Source organism: Helicobacter aurati, from assembly GCF_003364265.1.
Classification (GTDB): Bacteria; Campylobacterota; Campylobacteria; order Campylobacterales; family Helicobacteraceae; genus Helicobacter_A; species Helicobacter_A aurati.
In genome coordinates this window covers 94,863-114,631 of record NZ_NXLW01000004.1, presented here as the reverse complement: position 1 = coordinate 114,631, position 19,769 = coordinate 94,863, and the positions used below count along the sequence as shown (strand labels likewise).

Below are 19,769 nucleotides of genomic sequence, written 5' to 3'. Positions count from 1 at the left end.
TCATTCCCCTTATTATTCGATTTCTTTAGATTATATCTTTAAAAAGACAACAAAGAATTTTCAGGCTTTTTGGAAAGTAAGTCTTGATGCAACAATGGTTTCTCAATAAGCTATCTCTTGCTAAAGAATCTAATTTATAGAAACTAGATACAATATCGGTTGATAATTCAGATTACCCATCTAAACAAGAGGAAAACATGATTGTCGGACTTGTGTGTTATAAAAAAGAATTAGGCGCAAGTATCGGATATATCAAAGCTCTTTTTGCACTCAAAACAATTTACCAAGCCCATGTAATCGTTTTTGGCAATTCTCTAACCAAAAATCTTTTTCAACATTGCGAATACATTGATGAATCACTTGACATGGGCAACATGGAAACACAAGATACAAAGGAGCAACAGCGAGCAATCATCAATCAATATCGTTGTCATTATTTGATAGCCACTACAACTAACTCGAGCTTCATTTCATTCCTTCTATCTAGCAACGCAAAAACTATAATTTGTGCAACAAAACTCTATAGTTTTTTTTCTCTGCGATGCAAAACTGTACCAATTTATTTCTTTAAAAAATATCGAAATATGAGGCATGAAGATATTATGCTGCATTTTGTAAAAAAAATTAATCCTCGTTTATTTCATCAACAAATAGCCAATTTGGATTCTGTCAAATATGCGTTACATGCGTCTAAAGATAATGAGGAAAATATTCATCAGTTTTTGCTCTCTGCCTTGCAAAAATACGCGCTAGATTCACAACCTTATTTGATTCTGATTAATCCCTTTAATATCAATAATTGTTTTAGCCTTACAATGCCTTATTGGTTACAACTCATAGAAGAAGTGGCAAAGATTTCGCTCTGTATTCCCCTTGTTGTTACTTATCCTCAAGTGCAAACGCAATTTATGCAGCAACTCAAACAATCACAAAGAGACTTACAAAAGCTACTTCTCTTTCCTAATAATGATTGTATTCTGAATCTCGTGGCTCTTATGCAAATGGTTAGCTGCGTTATTAGCCCTAGCACAGGAACTATACACGTAGCATCAAATCTAAATATCCCGACTATCGGACTTTACGCCGAATGGGATACAGGCAGATGGGGGACAAAAGATAATCGCTATATATTTATTAATAAAGCTAAACATGAATTAGATTCACAATCACAAATGCACGTCATCAATGACGTAATATTAACGTTAAAAAACATGATAGAAAAACAACAAATTAAGCCCATTAGCAATACACTCTTGCAAAGCGCATTACATTCTAAGTAGTTTATAAGAGAGAATAGTATAGAATTAAAGAGAGGGGAATCTCTTTGAATTGGGGTACTATGTTAAAAACTTTTCGCGCTAAAGTTCTCGTTACACTATGTGTTTTTATTACAATTGGTATCGGCGTCTTGTATTGGAGTGTTTCAATAACCTACAAAAACATAGCACAAGATCAGGGTAGGAAAACCGCCACAATGCTAGGAGAATCTATCTTTCACACTGTACGTATGAGTATGAATTCAGGAGAAAGAGACATTATTGATATGGCAGTACATGAGGCAAAAACAATGGAAGGCATAAGCTCTTTGCAAATCCATAAATCTACTCAAGTTATTACGTTATTTGACATGCCAAATACGCCGGCCGATACAGACGCTACCCGTCCAGATATTCAAAGAATCTTCGCGAACAAACAAGAAATCATACTAGAAGACAAAAAGGCTCACCATATTACGTTGCAAAAACCGCTGATTGCGAATGATAGCTGCCTTGTATGCCATGTGAATGCTAATAGTGGTGATGTCTTGGGAGTATTAGAGTTACAAATATCATTACAAAATATCTATGATACGATTGATAACGCTCAAGACTATTTGTTACTTACCATGCTCACATCGGGTATTATTGCTATAATCGTGTTGTATATTTTCTTTGAAGTAGAGCTAGTCAAGCCGCTTCGTAATTTACAAAACATGGCAAAAGAATTGCAATTTGGTAGCCGAGATTTAACAAGACGTATTGCCATCACAAGAGCAGATGAGGTTGGTACAACTTCGAGCTATATCAACGCCTTTATCAAAACTATACAAAATGCAGTTGCAATAAGCAAAAATGTCGGCAAAGAAAACAAACTTATTTCATTTGAACTCTTAAACATTGCTAACACTCTCTCAGGCAATTCTGACAAACAATTTGCTCTCGTTCGCCAAGCTAATCATCTCACTCAAGAGGTAAATAACAATCTAACCGTTGCTTCTCAAACTACAAATTTCACAATTAACGACCTTCAAGACACTGAAGTAACCTTACATGAATTTGTCTCAAAGCTACAAGAGTGCATTACTTTGATTACCGAATCTGCGCAAAAGCAACAAGAAGTAATAGCGCATGCCAATGAATTAAGTACGCATACTACACATATCAAAGATATTCTTACTATTATCAAAACAATCGCAGACCAAACCAATCTCTTAGCATTGAACGCCGCCATAGAAGCCGCACGCGCAGGGGAACATGGCAGGGGCTTTGCAGTAGTAGCCGATGAAGTGAGAAAGCTTGCGGAACAAACACAAAAAAGTCTCGTGCAAATTACAAGCAACATCAACCTTGTTTCACAAAGCGTAAATACAATGGAAGAAACTATCAAAAACGTATCTACCGATATGGAATCTATGACAGAAAAAACTCTACCGCTCATCCACGATGCCAATAATACAAGGGACAAACTACAAGTCACTAAGCAAAATTCTCTCAAGCTCCAAGACATTAGCAATACTATTGCCGCCCACACAAAAGAATTACAAACAATGATAGAATCTATTACCGATTCTAGCCAGAGCAACCAAACGCTAGGACATCAGATTCAAAAATCCGTACATGAAATCACCCATAAAGCAACAGAGCTAGAAGAAGCAATCTCTCAATTTAAAACCTAATACTTGCGGGTTTCGGCTTGATTGTCAATTAAACTTCTCTTTAAACTTCTCCACGATTCTAAACCTCTCTACATGATAAGACTTGCCACATAAAACCAAGAAACAACATTCGATTAAAATGCAGCAAAATAACCCAATCATAAACCCGTAAAACGGCAAATCCACAACGATCAAACGAATAAACGGGATAATCGCAAGGTAGTTTGCAGGATAATGCAGGATAATGCAGAAAAAGTAACAAATAATAATCTAAGAAATGCAAAGAATCTACTTTTCATTCTTATAGTAATCCACCAAAAACAATTCGTTGCAATGTTGCAAATGAAGCAATTTATCTATCTTGCTAACCCTAAACGTTACGTCTCTTTACATTATTCTAACGTTTGCTTACGTTTTATTCCTGATTGCACTTTGAGTGTGAGCACATAGAGCTTAGACAGCGAAGTTACATACAGCAATGTTTGATGATCTTGCTTCACTTGTATGCCCTGCTTTTGCAAGGCTAACAATGTTTCATCATTGAGGCTAAAGGCGAAATTACTTACTACTTGGGGGAAGAGAATCTCTCCTATCATACTGCCTTTAGAATCAAAAACCTGAATACCATTACCACTACTTGACCAAATATTGCCTTTTTTATCCACTTTGATTCCATCGGGGAATCCCGAATGAATGACGGCGAACACTCTCGCATTATGCAATGTCTTATTGGGAGCAATATCATAAGCGAGAATCTGATGTTGCAAGCTTTTATCGTTTGTGTTGTATGCCAATTCGCTATCCGCAACATAGAGAATCTTTTCGTCTGGACTTAGAGCTAAGCCATTGGGGGCTTTAAGAAGAGGTGTCTCAAGACGAATGAGTGTTTTTGTACGTTCTGAATAATGATAAAGGAAATCCCCTCCTTGTTCCTCTCGCCCGCCATAGCCTTCATGGGGATTTAGCAGCCCAAACCTAGGATCGCTAAACCAAATATCCCCATCGCTATCCACAAGAATATCATTGGGGCTATTAAGCTTGTTGTTTTGATAAGAATTTACAAGCACCTCCCATTTGTCCGTTGTGCCCGTTTTATCAAGTCGCTCAATAGCACGTCTGCCATGTGTCGCGGCAAGAAGCCTGCCTTTTGTATCGAGAGCATGTCCGTTTTGAAAATGCGATGTTTTAAGCCATGTGCGAATCTTGGAGTGTTGTATTTGATTCTCTACCTCAAGCAATAATACCTTATTGGCTTTCACATCACTAAATACCACATTTCCATTAGGCAAAACTTGCGGACCTTCTAACCAAATTCCTTTATCATAAAGCAAAATAGGCTGCTGCGTTGTATCAAGAAGCGCGCGAAAAGATTCATTATGAACTTTAAAAGCAACCTCTTCTGCTCGCGCCATGCCACATAACAACATCAAATACATAAACCACCTAACCAATGATCGCATTTTCTATCCTTGAATAAATTACAAAGGCAAGATTCTAACATGTTTATTTCTTGCGTGATTAGCAAAGTAGACATTGCCCTGTATGGATTCTAATAGAGCCTAGCTATTTGCTTTTTAACAATTCTGCTAATTGTGTGAGATTATACTTCTTGATTTTGTCCTCTGTTGCCTGAAGATATACAGGAAGAGTGGTAGAGGTTATCCTGTGCGTATTTGTCGCAATAGCCTCAATCTGCATAGCATTCATCTCTGCAGAATAATGCGTTGTGTCAAAATAATTAGCTAAATTATCCGCATAATCTAAATCATCAAACCCATAAATCCTTACATTAGGCATCTCTTTAGCCATTTCGACTAACAATGTGAGAATAATTTTCCATTGATAAAAGTCATGCACCTCATCTTTTAGGCGAAACGTTAATCTCGTATAGGTTGGAATCACGAAATGAAACCTTGTATTAGGATATTTACTCGCAAGGAAAAGAATGTTCTCACGCAAGTATTGCCGATGTCTTGTAATATCAATATGATGCGGTGTTACCACATAGGGCTCATTGTTAAAATTTCTTAGATTAGTAAAGAGTGCTTTATTCTTTTTAGTATCATTGCGCAGAAGCCACGCTTCAACTCCATCCAACGCAGAAAGATTAGGTAGAGTTTCATCCTGTATAAAATGATGTCGATACTCCTTTCTATCTCCAATGCAATCTGGCTTTGCCGACCATGTAACTGCACAAGCAATGAAACGATAATTCACATACAACTTCATATTCGTCAAAGGATTATTGTCATAGAGATAACTAAAATTCTCTCCATCCTTATCCACGGTACGCCAAAACCCCTCAATAGACATAATAACTTGCTTAATCTTTTTATGCGATAACGCATAATCAAGTATGATAGCTTTCTCGTGATTATCTGCTCCACCTGTTGAAAAATTCACCCAAACACCGCCTAGCTTCCTATCTGCTAAATCTTCTGAAGATTTAAAGAGCATTGAAGAACCCATGATTATAGAATCAAACGGATAAAAATCTATCACGGCTTTCGCTTGTGAGCGTCCATGCCCTATATAGTTAAAAAATGCTACGTCTCGCCAATACGGCTTATGCCAAACTTGCATAGGATCATAAAGGTAAAGCATGATTCCAATACATACTATAAAAGGCAAGGGAATACACAATACGCAAAAAACAAAAAGCTTATAAGGATTCCGTTGCATTTATCAGCCTAAAAATTAAAATAAAGAAATTCGCTGTAAGGATTCATAACAAGCACAATGATAGAGAAATATAAAATCCCCACAGTAAAAGCGGCAGTTACAAATCTGGAGCGAAAATTTTGCATCTGCTGTATGCTATTTGGCAAGCAAAGACAAATAATAAAAGCCAAAACGAGATAAATCACCGTCTCATTGCGTCCATAAATATTCTCTAAGAAATGTGGTATGAGTCGCGCTTTATGCGGCAATTCTACCCACACAATACCAAACATGCCTTTTAGAAGATTCACTGCTCCTTGCAAACTCTCTGCTCGAAAAAATACCCACGCAATGTTTATAAAGTTAAAAGTAAGTATCCAACACAGAATCTTATACAACTTAGAATGCACAATAAAACTAATGTATGTAACATTTCCATGTGCTTGCCAGACTTGAAGACACCAAGTATAGATTCTATGTATGCACATTGCTAAACCGTGCAAAATCCCCCATAGCACAAAGCCCCATCCAGCTCCATGCCACACCCCACTTAACACAGCGACAATAAAAAGATTCCGAATGGTTAGAATCTTGTTTCTCTTATTGCCTCCTAAAGGAATATAGAGATAGTCTTTTAAGAATCTTCCTAGAGTAATATGCCATTTACGCCAAAAATCCGCAATATTGGTTGCTTTGTAGGGAGAAAGAAAATTATAAGGCAGCCTAATACCAAAAAGCAAACCTAATCCTATTGCCATATCACAATAGCCACTAAAATCAAAATACAACTGAAAGGTATAGGACAAAGAAGTAGCCCATGATTCAAAGATATTAAGAATTTGTCCATTATCCACCGCATGGAATCCAACATTCGCCCATTTTGCAAAACTATCTGCAATACAAACCTTTTTAAACAATCCAATCGCAAAAATAAATATTCCTTTCGCGACATTCTCCCAAACGATAGACTTATTATGAGACATTCGCGCGAATTGCGGCATCATCTCCCTATGATGCACAATTGGTCCAGCAATAAGCTGCGGGAAAAAAGTAACAAATAAACAATAATCTAAAAAATGCAAAGAATCTGCCACTTCGTTCTTATAACAATCCACCAAAAAAGCGATTTGTTGAAATGTTACAAATGAGAGAGCAAATGGCAAGAGAATATGAGGCAAAGCAATAGCAAAATCCAAATGTGTAATTTGAGAAAAAAGATTCCAATTCTCTAAGAAAAAGTCTGTATATTTGAAAAACCCAAGCAAACCCGCATTAAAACAAACTCCGAGTAATAACCAAAATTTAGCCGGATTAGACTTAAGATTACAGGGCGATTCTGCGTGTGGGTTTTGCTGTGGTATTTTCTGCAAAGATGTAAGTATCTTGCGAGCTATAACAAAATTTATCAGAATAGAACTAAGCATAATAGGCAAATAAATAAGCTTCCAATACGCATAGAAAGCCAAGCTGCCACTAAGCAAACAGAGCCTCGCAGCTAACCAATGCCCGCGGAAAGACAAGGATTTTAAGAAATGAAACAATCCCCAAGTAATCGGTAAAAAACAAAAGAGAAAAAGAGCCGAATTAAAAAGCATAGAATCATCTTAACAAACACTATTGAATGCTATTTAATATGGTTTTTGCATTTTTGACTGCATTGTGATTCATAAAGTGAATCTTAGGACTATACCCATAGAGTTGTGCAAAAAGCTTAATGCTCATTTCCATGCCTTTTTGCTTTTCGTATTGCGTGCCTTTTAAAGAAGCTTTCTCCAATGTTTCTAGCCATAATTGTGGAACAAATACGTCGGGTATTTTTTGATGTAAAAAAAGTGCTCGCTTGAAACTTGTTATAGGGAAAAATCCTTGCATAAGAACACAACGTTTATTGTGTTGATAATTAAGGGAATGCAGCCATTCATGCAGCAGTTTCGCTACCTCTATGTCATAGATTGGCTGGGTAAAGAGCCCTAAAGCATTCGCACATATTTTAGATTCCATTTTTTTTCTTAAAAGCTCCATTTTTTTTGCATACGAATTTATCACACTAAACCCATAGATTCGCTTTACAGCCGATTGCAATGCGCCGGCATTTAAATCTAACCCCTGATTCAAAGCGGCAATTAGCTCTAAGATTCTTAAACTATTACCTTCAAATACAGCCTTTGCTTGTGGCTGATCTCCTAGCTTTAGCGGATCGCCACTAAGAGCTAGGAAGATTCTAATATCAAAATCATTAAGCCCTAATAATTCCGCACTTAAAGCTAGGGAATTGCGATCACGCATGCTAATTGTGCAAATAAGCGGCTTTTGCAATGCTTGTTGCAATCTAATGCTTGCCATGCCAGAATGCAGTTTCAATCGAGCAAGAGGAGAATCCGTGCAAACAAATCCGTCAATGATTCCTTTATCTAATCCTGCGGATTGAATCTTAGTAATGATAGGCATAATAGAAGCAGATTTATCTGGACAAATCTCATAAGTTATACATTTTTTATTGCAAAGTTTGTCAACAAATTGTTCGATGAAATCAGAATTTTCCATAATTACCCTTTAGAAATCCCAACCTTTACGCAATAAAACTTACTATTTGTCTGCGATTTATAAACATGTTATAATACTAGCTTTTTAAGCTTTTTACTAAGGATTTACATAAAATATGAGCGACAAGTCATTATTTACTACAGATTGGGAATCTCTTATCTATCGTGAATGCGAAAAACGTGGCTACTTTGAAACAAACGGCAATAAAGCTTTGCAACAAACAAAACAAGCGCGCAATACATTAAAAGCACAAGATTCTATCTCGAGCAATACTTTTTGCATCATGATGCCTCCGCCAAATGTTACTGGGGTGTTACATATCGGGCACGCATTAACCTTTACCCTGCAAGACATTATCGTACGATACAAACGTATGGATGGATTCGAAGTTCTCTGGCAGCCGGGCTTAGATCATGCTGGTATTGCTACGCAAAATATCGTAGAAAAACAACTCTTAGCGCAAGGCATAAAAAAAGAGGATATTGGTAGAGAAGAGTTCATCAAAAAAGTATGGGAATGGAAGCAACAAAGCGGTGGCAAGATTCTCGAGCAAATGCGCGCTATGGGATTTTCCCCAGCCTTTAAAAGAACGAGATTCACTATGGATAAAGGGCTAGCAAATGCTGTGCGACAAACCTTTAGCGCGTGGTATCAAAAGGGAGCGATCTATCGCGGAGAAAGAATGATTAATTGGTGTACGCATGATGGCGCACTAAGCGATATTGAAGTGGAATATCAAGACAATGTGGGCAAACTTTACTATTTACGTTATTTTCTTGCAGATTCTCATGATTCCTATATTGTCGTTGCGACAACCAGACCAGAGACTTATTTCGGCGATAGCGCGCTTATGGTACATCCTGAAGACTCGCGATACAAGCATTTAATTGGTAAAAAAGTCCGATTGCCTTTAATGAACACAGAAATTCCAATCATTGCAGATTCCATTGTAGATACTGAATTTGGCACCGGTGCGGTCAAAGTAACTCCCGCGCATGACATGAATGATTATGAAGTAGGATTAAGGCATGGTTTAGCACAAATCGTAGTTTTTGACACAAAAGGGATATTAAATGCTCAATGCGGAGAATTTGAGGGACTAGAGAGACTTCAAGCACGAGAAAAAATTATAGAAAAATTACAACAAGAGGGTTTTATCGAGAAAGTTGAAGAGTATCACAACAAGCTTGGGATATGCTACCGTTGCGGTAATGTCATTGAACCTTACATTTCTAAACAATGGTTTGTGAAAGCAGAAATTGCCAAAGGAGCTATGGAACGTGTGGCAAAAAGCGAAGCAAGATTCTATCCTGCGCAATGGAAAAACAACTACGATGCTTGGATGAGAGATTTACGAGATTGGTGCATTAGTCGTCAATTATGGTGGGGGCATAGAATCCCAATATTTTATTGTGAATGTGGCAATGAATTTATTAATCAGGATTCTGAATCTGCTACCGCAGTTTGTCCAAAATGTGGCAGCACAAAGACAGAGCAGGACAGCGATGTGCTTGACACGTGGTTTAGCTCTGCGCTTTGGAGTCATAGCACATTGGGATTTGGGAATGGTGATTTTGGCAAGGGGGAATTGTGGCATGAAGAGGACTTAGAGAAATTTCACCCCAATTCTTTACTTATCACTGGTTTTGATATACTTTTCTTTTGGGTAGCCAGAATGCTTCTTGCAGCAGATTCTAATATGCAGCAAATTGCCTTTAAAGATATTTATCTACATGCCTTAGTGCTTGATTCTAAAGGACAAAAAATGAGCAAAAGCAAGGGCAATATTATTGACCCGTTGGAATTATGCAAAAAATATAACCCCGATATTGTTAGATTTAGCCTTGCTTTTTTGTGCATACAAGGACGTGATATACGTCTTTCAGAAAAACAATTAGAAATCACACGTAACTTCACCAATAAAATCATCAATGCAATGAAATTCTTGCAACTATATGCCGAGCAACTCAACCCTCATTATGCTTTCATACAGAGAGATTCTCTAAATGACTATCAAAGTCCGCTTGGAATTTACATGAAATCGCGATTAAATTTCGCAATTTTAGAATCTCGTAACGCACTAGATTCGTACCGATTTGATTCATATGCCAGCATTCTATATCGCTTCTTGTGGAATGAATTTTGTGATATTGGTATAGAATACGCTAAAGCCGATAAACAAAGCGTCTTTGAACTAGCAAGCATTTTAATAGAATCCATGAAGCTACTTCATCCTCTAATGCCCTTTCTTAGTGAATATGTTTTCCATACTTTGCTAGGACGAGATATTGCTAACGGATTAGGAGAACATAATTCTATCATGATAGAATCTTTTCCTTATGAGAGCAAGCGCGCGATTGGCTATGAACAAGCCTTTGAAATTATCGCCGATTGCATTACCACTATTAGACGCATGCGCATAACTCTGGATATTGCCAATCAAGAGTTAGAATCAGTATTCATACAGCCACACAAGAATTTCAAGCAAAACAATGACGACAAAATACAAGGCAAAGAATTACTTAGCTCGCAAATTTCTCTACAAGAATTAGGCTTACGATTTATCACCAAACTTGCAAAAATTAAAAGAGTCTTCTTGGTGGATTATAAACCAGAAAAGTGCATCGCGGACATCGGCAATTATGCGCAAATTTTCATTGAATCTAAAAAGCTCGATTTAAAGGGAATACAGGCAAGACTTGCGCAACAAGAAGCTAAAATAGAAAAGGAAGTGGCGAAATTACAAAGCATACTAAGTAATGAAAATTTCCTGCGCAACGCTCCACAAGAGGTTGTAGAAAATAATCAAAATGCCCTGCGAGAGCTAGAGCAAAAAAGAAATGCCATTCTTCGAGAAAAGAACGTTCTACTGCAACAACTCTGAAACTTTTACATTCCAAAGGAAATCCTTGCAACAGACCACAAACAGACCACAAACAGACCACAAACAGACTAGAAGTGGATTTGTCTCCGTGATTGGCAAGCCAAACGCAGGTAAATCAACACTACTGAATCAGCTAATACAATCCCCTTTAGCCCTTGTTTCTCAAAAAGCAAATGCGACAAGAAAACGTATGGACTTTATTGTACCTTTTGAAAATGAAAGAATAGATTCTCAAATTATATTCATTGATACACCAGGTTTATCGCTTATAACCGAGAAAGATTCTAATTTACAAACAAAATCACGTCATACGTTGAATCAATATATGACACATGAAGCATACAGGGCTCTTGGTGATTGTGATATGTGTCTTTTTGTTGTTGCGGCAAATGCAAATGACATTGTATTTTATACAGAATTTCTACGCAAATGCACAAAGCCGCATATTATAGTGCTTAATAAAATCGATAAGGTACAACATCATCAGCTTTTAGCCTGTATAAGGCAATACCAAAAATTTCAACAGCACTATCTTGCTCTTATTCCGCTTTGTGCGATAAAGTTGCAAACAAGACAAAAAGATTCCTTGTTGTTAGAAATAGCTTCTGCGCTGCCTATACATCCTCATTTTTATGATGATTCTTTGGCAAGCACAACGTTGCTGCGCGATATTTACAAAGAAGCCATACGAGAAGCCATTTTCGAAAGAATGAATGACGAGATTCCTTATCAAAGTGATGTCAGAATCCTCACAGTTACTGAAAAAGCACGACTCGTTTCCATTAGCGCGCAAATTATTACTGAAAAAGATTCTCAAAAATCCATGTGCATTGGGAAAAACGGAGCAACCATCAAAGCCTTAGGAAAATTAGCCCGAATAAAATGCGAAAACATTGCCAACAAAAAAGTCTTTCTCTCATTACAAGTCCAGACTGTAAGAGGTTGGAGCAAGGATACAAAAAAGCTTGCGCAAATGGGCTATAGGCGAATTGAATAAACTTTTAAAATCTTTCGCTTAAACAAGCAAATACAAACATATCTATAAAAATTATATTAGAATCTTCTATCGCAAATAAGGAGAAAGAATGTTGCAACACAAGCAAGTGAGTGTGCTAGTCATTGGTGATTTAATGTTAGATAAATATATCTGGGGCAATGCAAATAGGCTTTCCCCTGAAGCTCCCGTTCCTGTCGTGCGCATAGATAAAGAAAGTTTCACACTTGGCGGTGCATGTAATGTAGCCAATAATCTTGTTGCTATGGATGCAAAAGTGGCAATCTATGGCGCAATAGGCAATGATACCGAAGGGGCATTATTACAAGACTTTTTAATCAATAAAGGCATACAAGCAAATTGCTATAAATCACATCGACCAACAACAACAAAAACTCGCGTCATGGCTTCCAAACATCAAATGCTACGTATTGACAAAGAAAATACGCAACCTTTAGAATCTGCATTATATGAAGAAATGTTTGAGGATTTACAAAAGCAAATTAGACGTTTTGATTGTCTGATTCTTAGCGATTATCACAAAGGCGTGCTTAGTTATGACTTCACACAGAAGTTAATACATCTAGCCAATAGCCTTGACATACCTGTATTATGCGACCCAAAAGGAGACGATTATACGAAATATCAATACGCTACACTTTTAACTCCCAACAAAAAAGAAGCGATGACTGCGACAAAAGTCTCCATTCATAATGACACAACGCTCAAAGAAGCTTTAATAGCCTTGCAACATATTAGTTGTGTGAAATATCCTCTGATTACATTAAGCGAAGAAGGCATAGGATTCCTAGAAAATGGAATCTTACACAAAAACCCCACAATAGCCAGAGAAGTCTATGATGTAAGCGGCGCAGGAGATACTGTTATTGCGGCTCTTGCTATTGCGCTCGCACAGAAAAAGAGTCTAAGTGAAGCAACAATGTTTGCTAATGCTGCTGCTGCTGTTGTAATTGCAAAACTAGGTAGTGCCGTTGCTACGCTCGCTGAAATTAATGATTTCCTTACGCCTCGTAGAGCAATCAAAGACGCAGAATCAAAGATAATTGACAACATAGATTCACTCAAAGAAAACATAAAAAATAAAAAAATAGTTTTTACTAATGGTTGCTTTGATATTCTTCATGCGGGGCATGTATCCTACCTACAAAAAGCGCGTAAACTAGGCGACGTTTTAATTGTTGGAGTAAATAGCGATGATTCGGTAAAAAAACTTAAAGGCGAACTCCGCCCTATTACCGCACAAGAAGATAGAGCCCTTATCCTCGCAAGTCTCGCATGCGTAAGTTATGTCATTATCTTTGAAGAAGAAACACCGCTCAAACTCATTGCCCAAATCATGCCCGACATCTTAGTGAAAGGTGCAGATTATAAAGACAAAGAAATAGTAGGGGCGCAGTATGCCAAACAAGTGGAGCTTATAGAATTTCTATCGGAACGTAGCACAACTACTATCATCAACAAAATTAAGCAATAATTTATTTCTATTCTTAAGCTTATCAGAGCAATTATATAAATTTATTGTAAAATACCTTTCTAAAGCATTACACAAAAGGGAGTTTCATGAAGCGACTCTTATTAACAATTCTTTTGCTACACAGCGCAACCTACTCTCTAGCAGCAGAATCTAATAGCTCTGCCCATTCTCAAAGCACTTCAAAAAACAAAAATGCCCTATTTGATCCAGAGGCTGCCCAAGCATTAGCAAAACAATGTGATGCGATTTTTGAAGCCAGAAAACAAGAAATTGTTACCAGTCTCTTACAGCTGCGCCAACAACAAAGTACATTGCAGATTCTCACAACAGAAAATACGAAACTTCTCAAAGAAAAAGAAGAGCAAATTAAGTTAAAAGAACGAGCACTTAAAGAAATGTACGGGGAAATGAAACAAGAACAAACAAAAAAACAATCCGAGAGCGACGCGAAGCTAGCAGAAGCAAAAGCCTTACTTGCGAAAAATGAAGAAATCTTGCAACAAATCAATGGAATCAAAGAAAATAAATTGGCTGAAAGTTACGCAAAAATGAAAGATAATAAAGCCGCTCCCATTATTGCCGCAATGCCAGATGAAGATGCCATCTTGATTCTACTAAGCTTAAAGCCCAATCAAATGGGTAGCATTCTTGCGCAAATGCAGCCAGATAAAGCGGCTGAACTAAGCAAGCTTATTCGCATGTATCCCCATACTGACAAATCTATGACAGCTACGAATACGCAACAAACCGCTCCGCCGCCGCAATCTGAAGGTATTAATATAGACAAGGAAACATCTGCCAATCCACAACAACAACCAAATAATAATGCTAGTGCAAGAGGCACGACTATTTACTAAGGAAAATTATGCAAGTTCTTTTAGCAGAAAAATATGGTTTTTGCTTTGGTGTTAAACGTGCCATTAGAATCACAGAAAAAATCGCAAAAAGTAACCCGCGCACACTTACAATAGGACCGCTTATCCATAATCCATTAGAAATACAAAGACTACAAAGAGATTTTGATGTGCATGTAGAAGAAGATATTAATAGATTAGGTGAAAGCAAAAATGTTGTTATTCGTACGCATGGAATCACAAAGCAGAATCTTATAGAATTGCAACAAAAAGGTGTAGAAATTACCGATGCCACTTGCCCATTTGTAACAAAACCACAAAAAATTGTGGAAGCGATGAGCAAAGAAGGGTATCACATTATTATTTTTGGAGATTCTAGTCATCCTGAAGTACGTAGTGTTATGAGTTACAGCATAGAAGTGCCAATTGTTATAGGCAACCTAGAAGAAATCAAAAATATCAAAAGAATCCCTAAGAAAATCGCTATCGTTTCGCAAACAACAAAGCAAATTGAGAAATTTTTAGAAATTGTCCAATACTTGATTGCAAATTCATTGGAAGTACGTGTGTTTAACACGATCTGTAATGCGACTTTTGAAAATCAGGAAGCAACGCGTACTCTTAGTCAAAAAGCAGATGTGATGATTATTGTAGGTGGCAAAACCTCTTCTAATACTAAGCAGCTTTTTTTTATCGCTAAAACGCATTGTAAAGATAGCTATTTGGTAGAAGATGAAAATGATATTCAACAACAATGGTTTGCTGATAAACAAATATGTGGTATTACTGCTGGAGCTAGCACACCAAATTGGGTAATTAAAAACGTAGAATCTGCTATTCGCGCGCTTAACTCGTAGTGCTTATTTCGTCATCATGTGTATAAAATGGCTTTGGTAAATTCGGGCTTAATGGATAATAATACTTTCATTCACTCCCCCAGCTTTTAGGATTTTGTTGAAACTCGTCATCTTTTAGTCGCACAAATCCCCAATAAGGCTTACTTTCTCTTTTGATTTTTGATAATTCTTATTAATGTATCCAATACAATTCTCTCTTTAAAAGAAACACTATAAGTTATTTTGATAGCTAAATGAGGTCGATTATTTATCATTGACATATCAAAAAGTAACATGGTGTTAAATATTTTATACAATATCATAAATTGTTAGTGTTTTATTGTAGAACATTATATTCTAGTTAAAGGCTCACAAATTTGTTTGCCTTTGATATTTTAATTTATAAAGGATTTTTATGAGCAAGTATAGAGATAGCAAAAATGTATTTAAATCTCGCTATGGTAATTATATTGGCGGAGAATGGGTAGCACCAGTAGATGGTAAATATGTTGAAAACAAAAGTCCAATTAATGGTCAAGTTTTGTGTGAAGTACCCTCATCAACAGAAAAAGATATTGATAAAGCTTTAGATGCTGCACATAAAGCACAAATTGGTTGGGAGAGAACAAGTGTAATGCAAAGAGCAAATATTCTTTTAAAAATTGCTGATAGACTCGAAGAAAATTTTGAATTATTATCACATGCAGAAACATGGGATAAGGGCAAGCCAATTAGAGAAAGTCGTGCTATTGATCTTGATTTGAGCATTGATCACTTCCGATATTTTGCTAGTTGTATTCGGGCTCAAGAAGGAGGGGCTTCAGAAATTACTTATGATTCTGTAGCGTATCATTATCATGAACCAATAGGCGTTGTGGGCATTATCGTTCCATGGAATTTTTCTATACTCATGACCGTATGGAAAATTGCTCCCGCTTTGGCTGCTGGGAATTCTATAGTAGTAAAACTTGCATCGGCTACTCCTGCTAGCGTGCTTGTAATGCTCGATGTTATTGGAGATTTATTACCAGCTGGCGTTTTAAACGTGGTTAATGGGGATGGTGGCAAAATTGGCGAATATCTTGCAACCAATCCTCGCATTGCAAAAGTTGCTTTCACTGGTTCAACAGCTGTAGGACGGCAAATTATGCAATCTGCAACAAAAAACATTATTCCATGTACATTAGAGCTTGGTGGAAAATCTCCTAATATATTCTTCTCTGATGTGCTTGATCATGGCGAAGATTTTGTTGATAAAATCATTGAAGGGTTGCTATTTTTCTCATTCAATCAAGGGGAAAATTGCACATGTCCATCTCGTGCTATTATTCATGAAAGTGTTTATGATAGGCTTATGGAAAAAGCTCTACAAAGAGCAAAGGCTATCAAGCAGGGCAATCCGCTTGATGATGATACGATGATAGGTTCTCAAGTTGATGAAAAGCAAGTACAAAGAATACTTGAATATATCGAAATCGGCAAAAAAGAAGGGGCGCAGTTGCTTATTGGTGGCGAAAGAAATACAGAGGGTGAATTGGCAAAAGGTTGCTTTGTCAAGCCAACAATGTTTAAGGGACATAATAAAATGAGAATCTTCCAAGAAGAAATTTTTGGACCTGTTAGCTCTGTAACTACTTTTAAAACTGATGCAGAAGCATTAGAAATCGCCAACGATACGTTGTATGGCTTAGCAAGCTATATTTGGACAAAAGACATTGATAGAGCATATCGTTTCAGTAGAGGCATTAAAGCTGGGCGAGTGTGGGTAAATTCGCTTGACGACGCCCCAGCTCATATTGCTTTTGGTGGATATAAGCAAAGTGGAATTGGTAGGGAGACACATAAAAGAACACTTGAGAACTATCAGCAGCTAAAAAGCGTAATGGTAAGTCATACTAACAAAAGATTTAATTTCTTCTAAATATTATTGTTTGTTTTTGATTATGACAGTCACATCAGGCTTTGCTTGATGTGATTTCTTCAAAAGCTTTTGTAAGTTATAGTTTGGAGTTAAGCATTAAAAACAAGGTATATGCCCTTATATATATTTAATAAATAGATTAAGCACAAATCTTTAGCAAATATCTAATGTTATTATATATTTGTTTGCTCATGCTTGATGTTTGCGATATTAAAACGAACTTCGTTGCAACGTAAAATCTCAATTATAATGTTTAGTTCTATTTTGAGCCTAAGCATGATTCAAGCACAAGTAGCAAAAGAGAATTTAGAATCAATAATTGCAATAATCTCACGAACTGATGCTAATTTCTTGTTTAACAGGATTGAAACAAGCAAAGTAGTCTTGTTAGATTCCAAAAAGATGAAAGAAACTAAGGGAGAGTTTTTGTCGATTCTAATTACATTTATAGGATATACAAGCTTTGCTAATGCCCCCCCCCATGAATCCTAATACACCTCTTTGGCATGGCACACTTAATCGACCTTGAAGCTGGTAATGCTTCATATAATAGGTATTTTATGAAATATAGAGTTTCTTATGTTGTGTTTTATTTCACTAACCTCAAAGTTCTAACTCTATTGCTATTCTTTATTTGCAATATCTGCAATAAGTTTCATTTTGCTCATAGGCATCTTGTGCCAGCTGCCCTATACTTTGTAACTCAATCAATACCATTAATCCTGATGATTGGAGTATTTATATACCATCATTCATGTTTCTTTGTAGAAGAATCTATCAATATAAGAAACTTAATAAGAATCTTAGAAATAATTAAAGGTTCTTGGCATTATTATCTTTCATATTATCTCTCTTAGAGAGATAATAGCGCGGCAAACAAACTCGCTCTATCATCTCATCTTTAAAATTTTTAGAATCTCTCTACAACATTTTTGGCAACTTCTTGAATATTATCCCCCTTAATTTCACTAATCATTCCATCTTGCGCTAAAATGATTCTATCTGCCATATCGAAATACGTATCATCATGACTAATAGCAAAGATTGTCTTGCCTCTTGCTTTGAGATTCGGCAACACCACTTTATAAAAAAACTTCCTAAAAATAGGATCTTGATCGGCTGCCCATTCATCAAGGATAAGAATATCCCTCTCTTCAAGTAAAGCAATAAGCATAGCAATACGTTTGCGCTGCCCAGTAGAAAGATCTGTGGTGCTAATCCTATTGTTTTGAACATTAATCTTATCACTCAATTCCAAAACTTCTAACCATTCATGAATATTACGCCAATCTGCACAGCAATTTCTTGCAAGAGTCTCCGTAAATAAATGAAAATCGCTAAAAATCGCACTAATAAGACTTCGATATGTGCCAATATTATCCTGCGTAATAGGCAAAGAATCCAAAAATATCCTGCCCGTCTTTGGCTCTACTAATCCAGCTAAAATCATAGAAAAAGTAGACTTACCGCTACCGTTCTTCCCAATAAGAAAAACAAGCTCTCCTTTACGAAACTCAAGATTTGTGGGTTTAAGACTAAAAGTATCGTTATAACTAAAACTTACATCTTCAAATCTGATACTCTTCCATTCGGGCAAATCGCTAGGCACTGCGAAATCTTGCTTATATTGTTCCAAATCTAAATGCCTGATTTTATCAAGGGAAATTTTAGCAAGCAAAATTGTAGGGAGATTTCCTACCAAAGTAACAATTGGGGTACGCAAAAAAAGAATGGCTAGAGCAATTGTTGTCGCATTCTCGAGACTTGCCCAACCAAAATATAAGGCACAATAGAACTCAAATCCTACAAGCCCCAAAAGAGCAGTATTACTCCAATTGCCAGAAATACTTTGCATTATATTGCTTTTTACATTGCTTTGCCTCTTTGCATGAGCATTTGATTTAAAATCGCCATCGTAGTAATATTGTGCGCGGAATCGATTCAGCATAAGCTCTCTATGCCCATCAATTATCTGTTGATAATTCAACTGTAAAGCATCATCACTATCACGAGACTTTTTAAAATGCTTATAGACATTTCGTATAAGATAGTGATTAATCCATACCACAATGCCAATCCACACAAAACTGATAAAAAACAATTGTGCTGAAAGGTAATAAAGATAGAAACTTGTACAACAAATTAAAACAAAAGATTGAATAAAATCGGGCAACCGCAACAATCCAAAGGATACAGTGCGGACATCATTGCCCAAAGAGGCAAGCAATTTTGCCTTACCGATCTCACGAACTTTCAAGAATGGAGTATCAAGTAGCTGCTTAACAAGCATTGTTTGCATAGTAAAAATGAAGCTTTGCCCAAAATAACCAAGAGCAATCTCTACAAAACATGAACTGATAAGAAACACAATTAAAAGTAGTAAGAAGTACCAAATGATATTGCTATTTTGTATATTTGGCTTTAAAAGATATTCATTAATAAATGCTAAAGTTCCAATTCCTAAAAGGCTAGTAAAAATACTAATAAATAAGAAACCTAAAACTCTATATTTATTGTTGCTAAGAATCTCTTTAATCAAATTCATACTGCCACTTTCTATTATCTATCAGAACTATATAATAAGGTTACTTTACATTGATATAACAACCAAGTAAGCCTCAATGAGGCATCTACATGAATTTATAATACAAGTATAATGAGCAATT

General features: G+C 36.5%; 14 protein-coding genes. 9 read left to right on the top strand and 5 right to left on the bottom strand.

Annotated elements, in window-relative coordinates; all coding sequences use genetic code 11:
* The first annotated feature begins 197 nt into the window (after positions 1-197).
* Positions 198-1,280: a glycosyltransferase family 9 protein gene (locus tag CQA66_RS03350; protein ID WP_104763079.1), complete on the top strand. Its 1,083-nt coding sequence runs from the start codon at positions 198-200 to the stop codon at positions 1,278-1,280.
* A gap of 59 nt (positions 1,281-1,339) precedes the next feature.
* The gene (locus tag CQA66_RS03345) at positions 1,340-2,935 is read left to right on the top strand and encodes a methyl-accepting chemotaxis protein (protein ID WP_104763100.1); all 1,596 of its coding nucleotides are present in this window, start codon (positions 1,340-1,342) and stop codon (positions 2,933-2,935) included.
* A 371-nt stretch (positions 2,936-3,306) separates the two neighbouring features.
* Here the strand turns inward: CQA66_RS03345 and CQA66_RS03340 are convergent, their stop codons facing one another.
* From CQA66_RS03340 to CQA66_RS03325, 4 genes are all read right to left on the bottom strand, one after another.
* Positions 3,307-4,374, bottom strand: a complete 1,068-nt coding sequence (locus tag CQA66_RS03340) for an SMP-30/gluconolactonase/LRE family protein (protein ID WP_104763078.1) — start codon at positions 4,372-4,374, stop codon at positions 3,307-3,309.
* Positions 4,375-4,477: 103 nt separating this feature from the next.
* A complete protein-coding gene (locus CQA66_RS03335) occupies positions 4,478-5,596 on the bottom strand; it encodes a hypothetical protein (protein ID WP_104763077.1) in 1,119 nt (372 codons plus the stop codon).
* An 8-nt stretch (positions 5,597-5,604) separates the two neighbouring features.
* Positions 5,605-7,170 carry an MBOAT family O-acyltransferase gene (locus CQA66_RS03330; protein WP_104763076.1) on the bottom strand — a complete coding sequence of 522 codons (1,566 nt, stop codon included), beginning with the start codon at positions 7,168-7,170 and terminating at the stop codon, positions 5,605-5,607.
* Positions 7,171-7,189: 19 nt separating this feature from the next.
* Positions 7,190-8,119, bottom strand: coding sequence for a methylenetetrahydrofolate reductase (locus CQA66_RS03325; RefSeq protein WP_104763075.1), 930 nt, complete (start codon positions 8,117-8,119; stop codon positions 7,190-7,192).
* Positions 8,120-8,234: 115 nt separating this feature from the next.
* Between CQA66_RS03325 and CQA66_RS03320 the strand changes: the two genes are divergently transcribed.
* The 7 genes from CQA66_RS03320 (at position 8,235) to CQA66_RS03290 (ending at position 17,595) form a co-directional block, all read left to right on the top strand.
* Complete coding sequence (locus CQA66_RS03320; RefSeq protein ID WP_104763074.1) at positions 8,235-11,003, top strand: valine--tRNA ligase; 2,769 nt, start codon at positions 8,235-8,237, stop codon at positions 11,001-11,003.
* 25 nt (positions 11,004-11,028) lie between these two features.
* Complete coding sequence (era, locus tag CQA66_RS03315; RefSeq protein ID WP_233707738.1) at positions 11,029-12,000, top strand: GTPase Era; 972 nt, start codon at positions 11,029-11,031, stop codon at positions 11,998-12,000.
* An 88-nt stretch (positions 12,001-12,088) separates the two neighbouring features.
* Positions 12,089-13,492: a D-glycero-beta-D-manno-heptose-7-phosphate kinase gene (rfaE1, locus tag CQA66_RS03310; protein ID WP_181882227.1), complete on the top strand. Its 1,404-nt coding sequence runs from the start codon at positions 12,089-12,091 to the stop codon at positions 13,490-13,492.
* 86 nt (positions 13,493-13,578) lie between these two features.
* Entirely contained in the window at positions 13,579-14,349 is a 771-nt protein-coding gene (locus CQA66_RS03305; protein ID WP_104763072.1) for a MotE family protein, read from the top strand.
* 8 nt (positions 14,350-14,357) lie between these two features.
* Positions 14,358-15,203 (top strand): 4-hydroxy-3-methylbut-2-enyl diphosphate reductase, encoded by an 846-nt coding sequence (locus CQA66_RS03300; protein ID WP_104763071.1) that lies wholly within the window; start codon positions 14,358-14,360, stop codon positions 15,201-15,203.
* A gap of 394 nt (positions 15,204-15,597) precedes the next feature.
* Positions 15,598-17,103, top strand: a complete 1,506-nt coding sequence (locus CQA66_RS03295; RefSeq protein WP_104763070.1) for an aldehyde dehydrogenase family protein — start codon at positions 15,598-15,600, stop codon at positions 17,101-17,103.
* A gap of 276 nt (positions 17,104-17,379) precedes the next feature.
* Positions 17,380-17,595 carry a hypothetical protein gene (locus CQA66_RS03290; RefSeq protein ID WP_147289201.1) on the top strand — a complete coding sequence of 72 codons (216 nt, stop codon included), beginning with the start codon at positions 17,380-17,382 and terminating at the stop codon, positions 17,593-17,595.
* 418 nt (positions 17,596-18,013) lie between these two features.
* Here the strand turns inward: CQA66_RS03290 and CQA66_RS03285 are convergent, their stop codons facing one another.
* Positions 18,014-19,648: a multidrug ABC transporter permease/ATP-binding protein gene (locus CQA66_RS03285; protein WP_104763068.1), complete on the bottom strand. Its 1,635-nt coding sequence runs from the start codon at positions 19,646-19,648 to the stop codon at positions 18,014-18,016.
* Positions 19,649-19,769 lie beyond the last annotated feature (121 nt).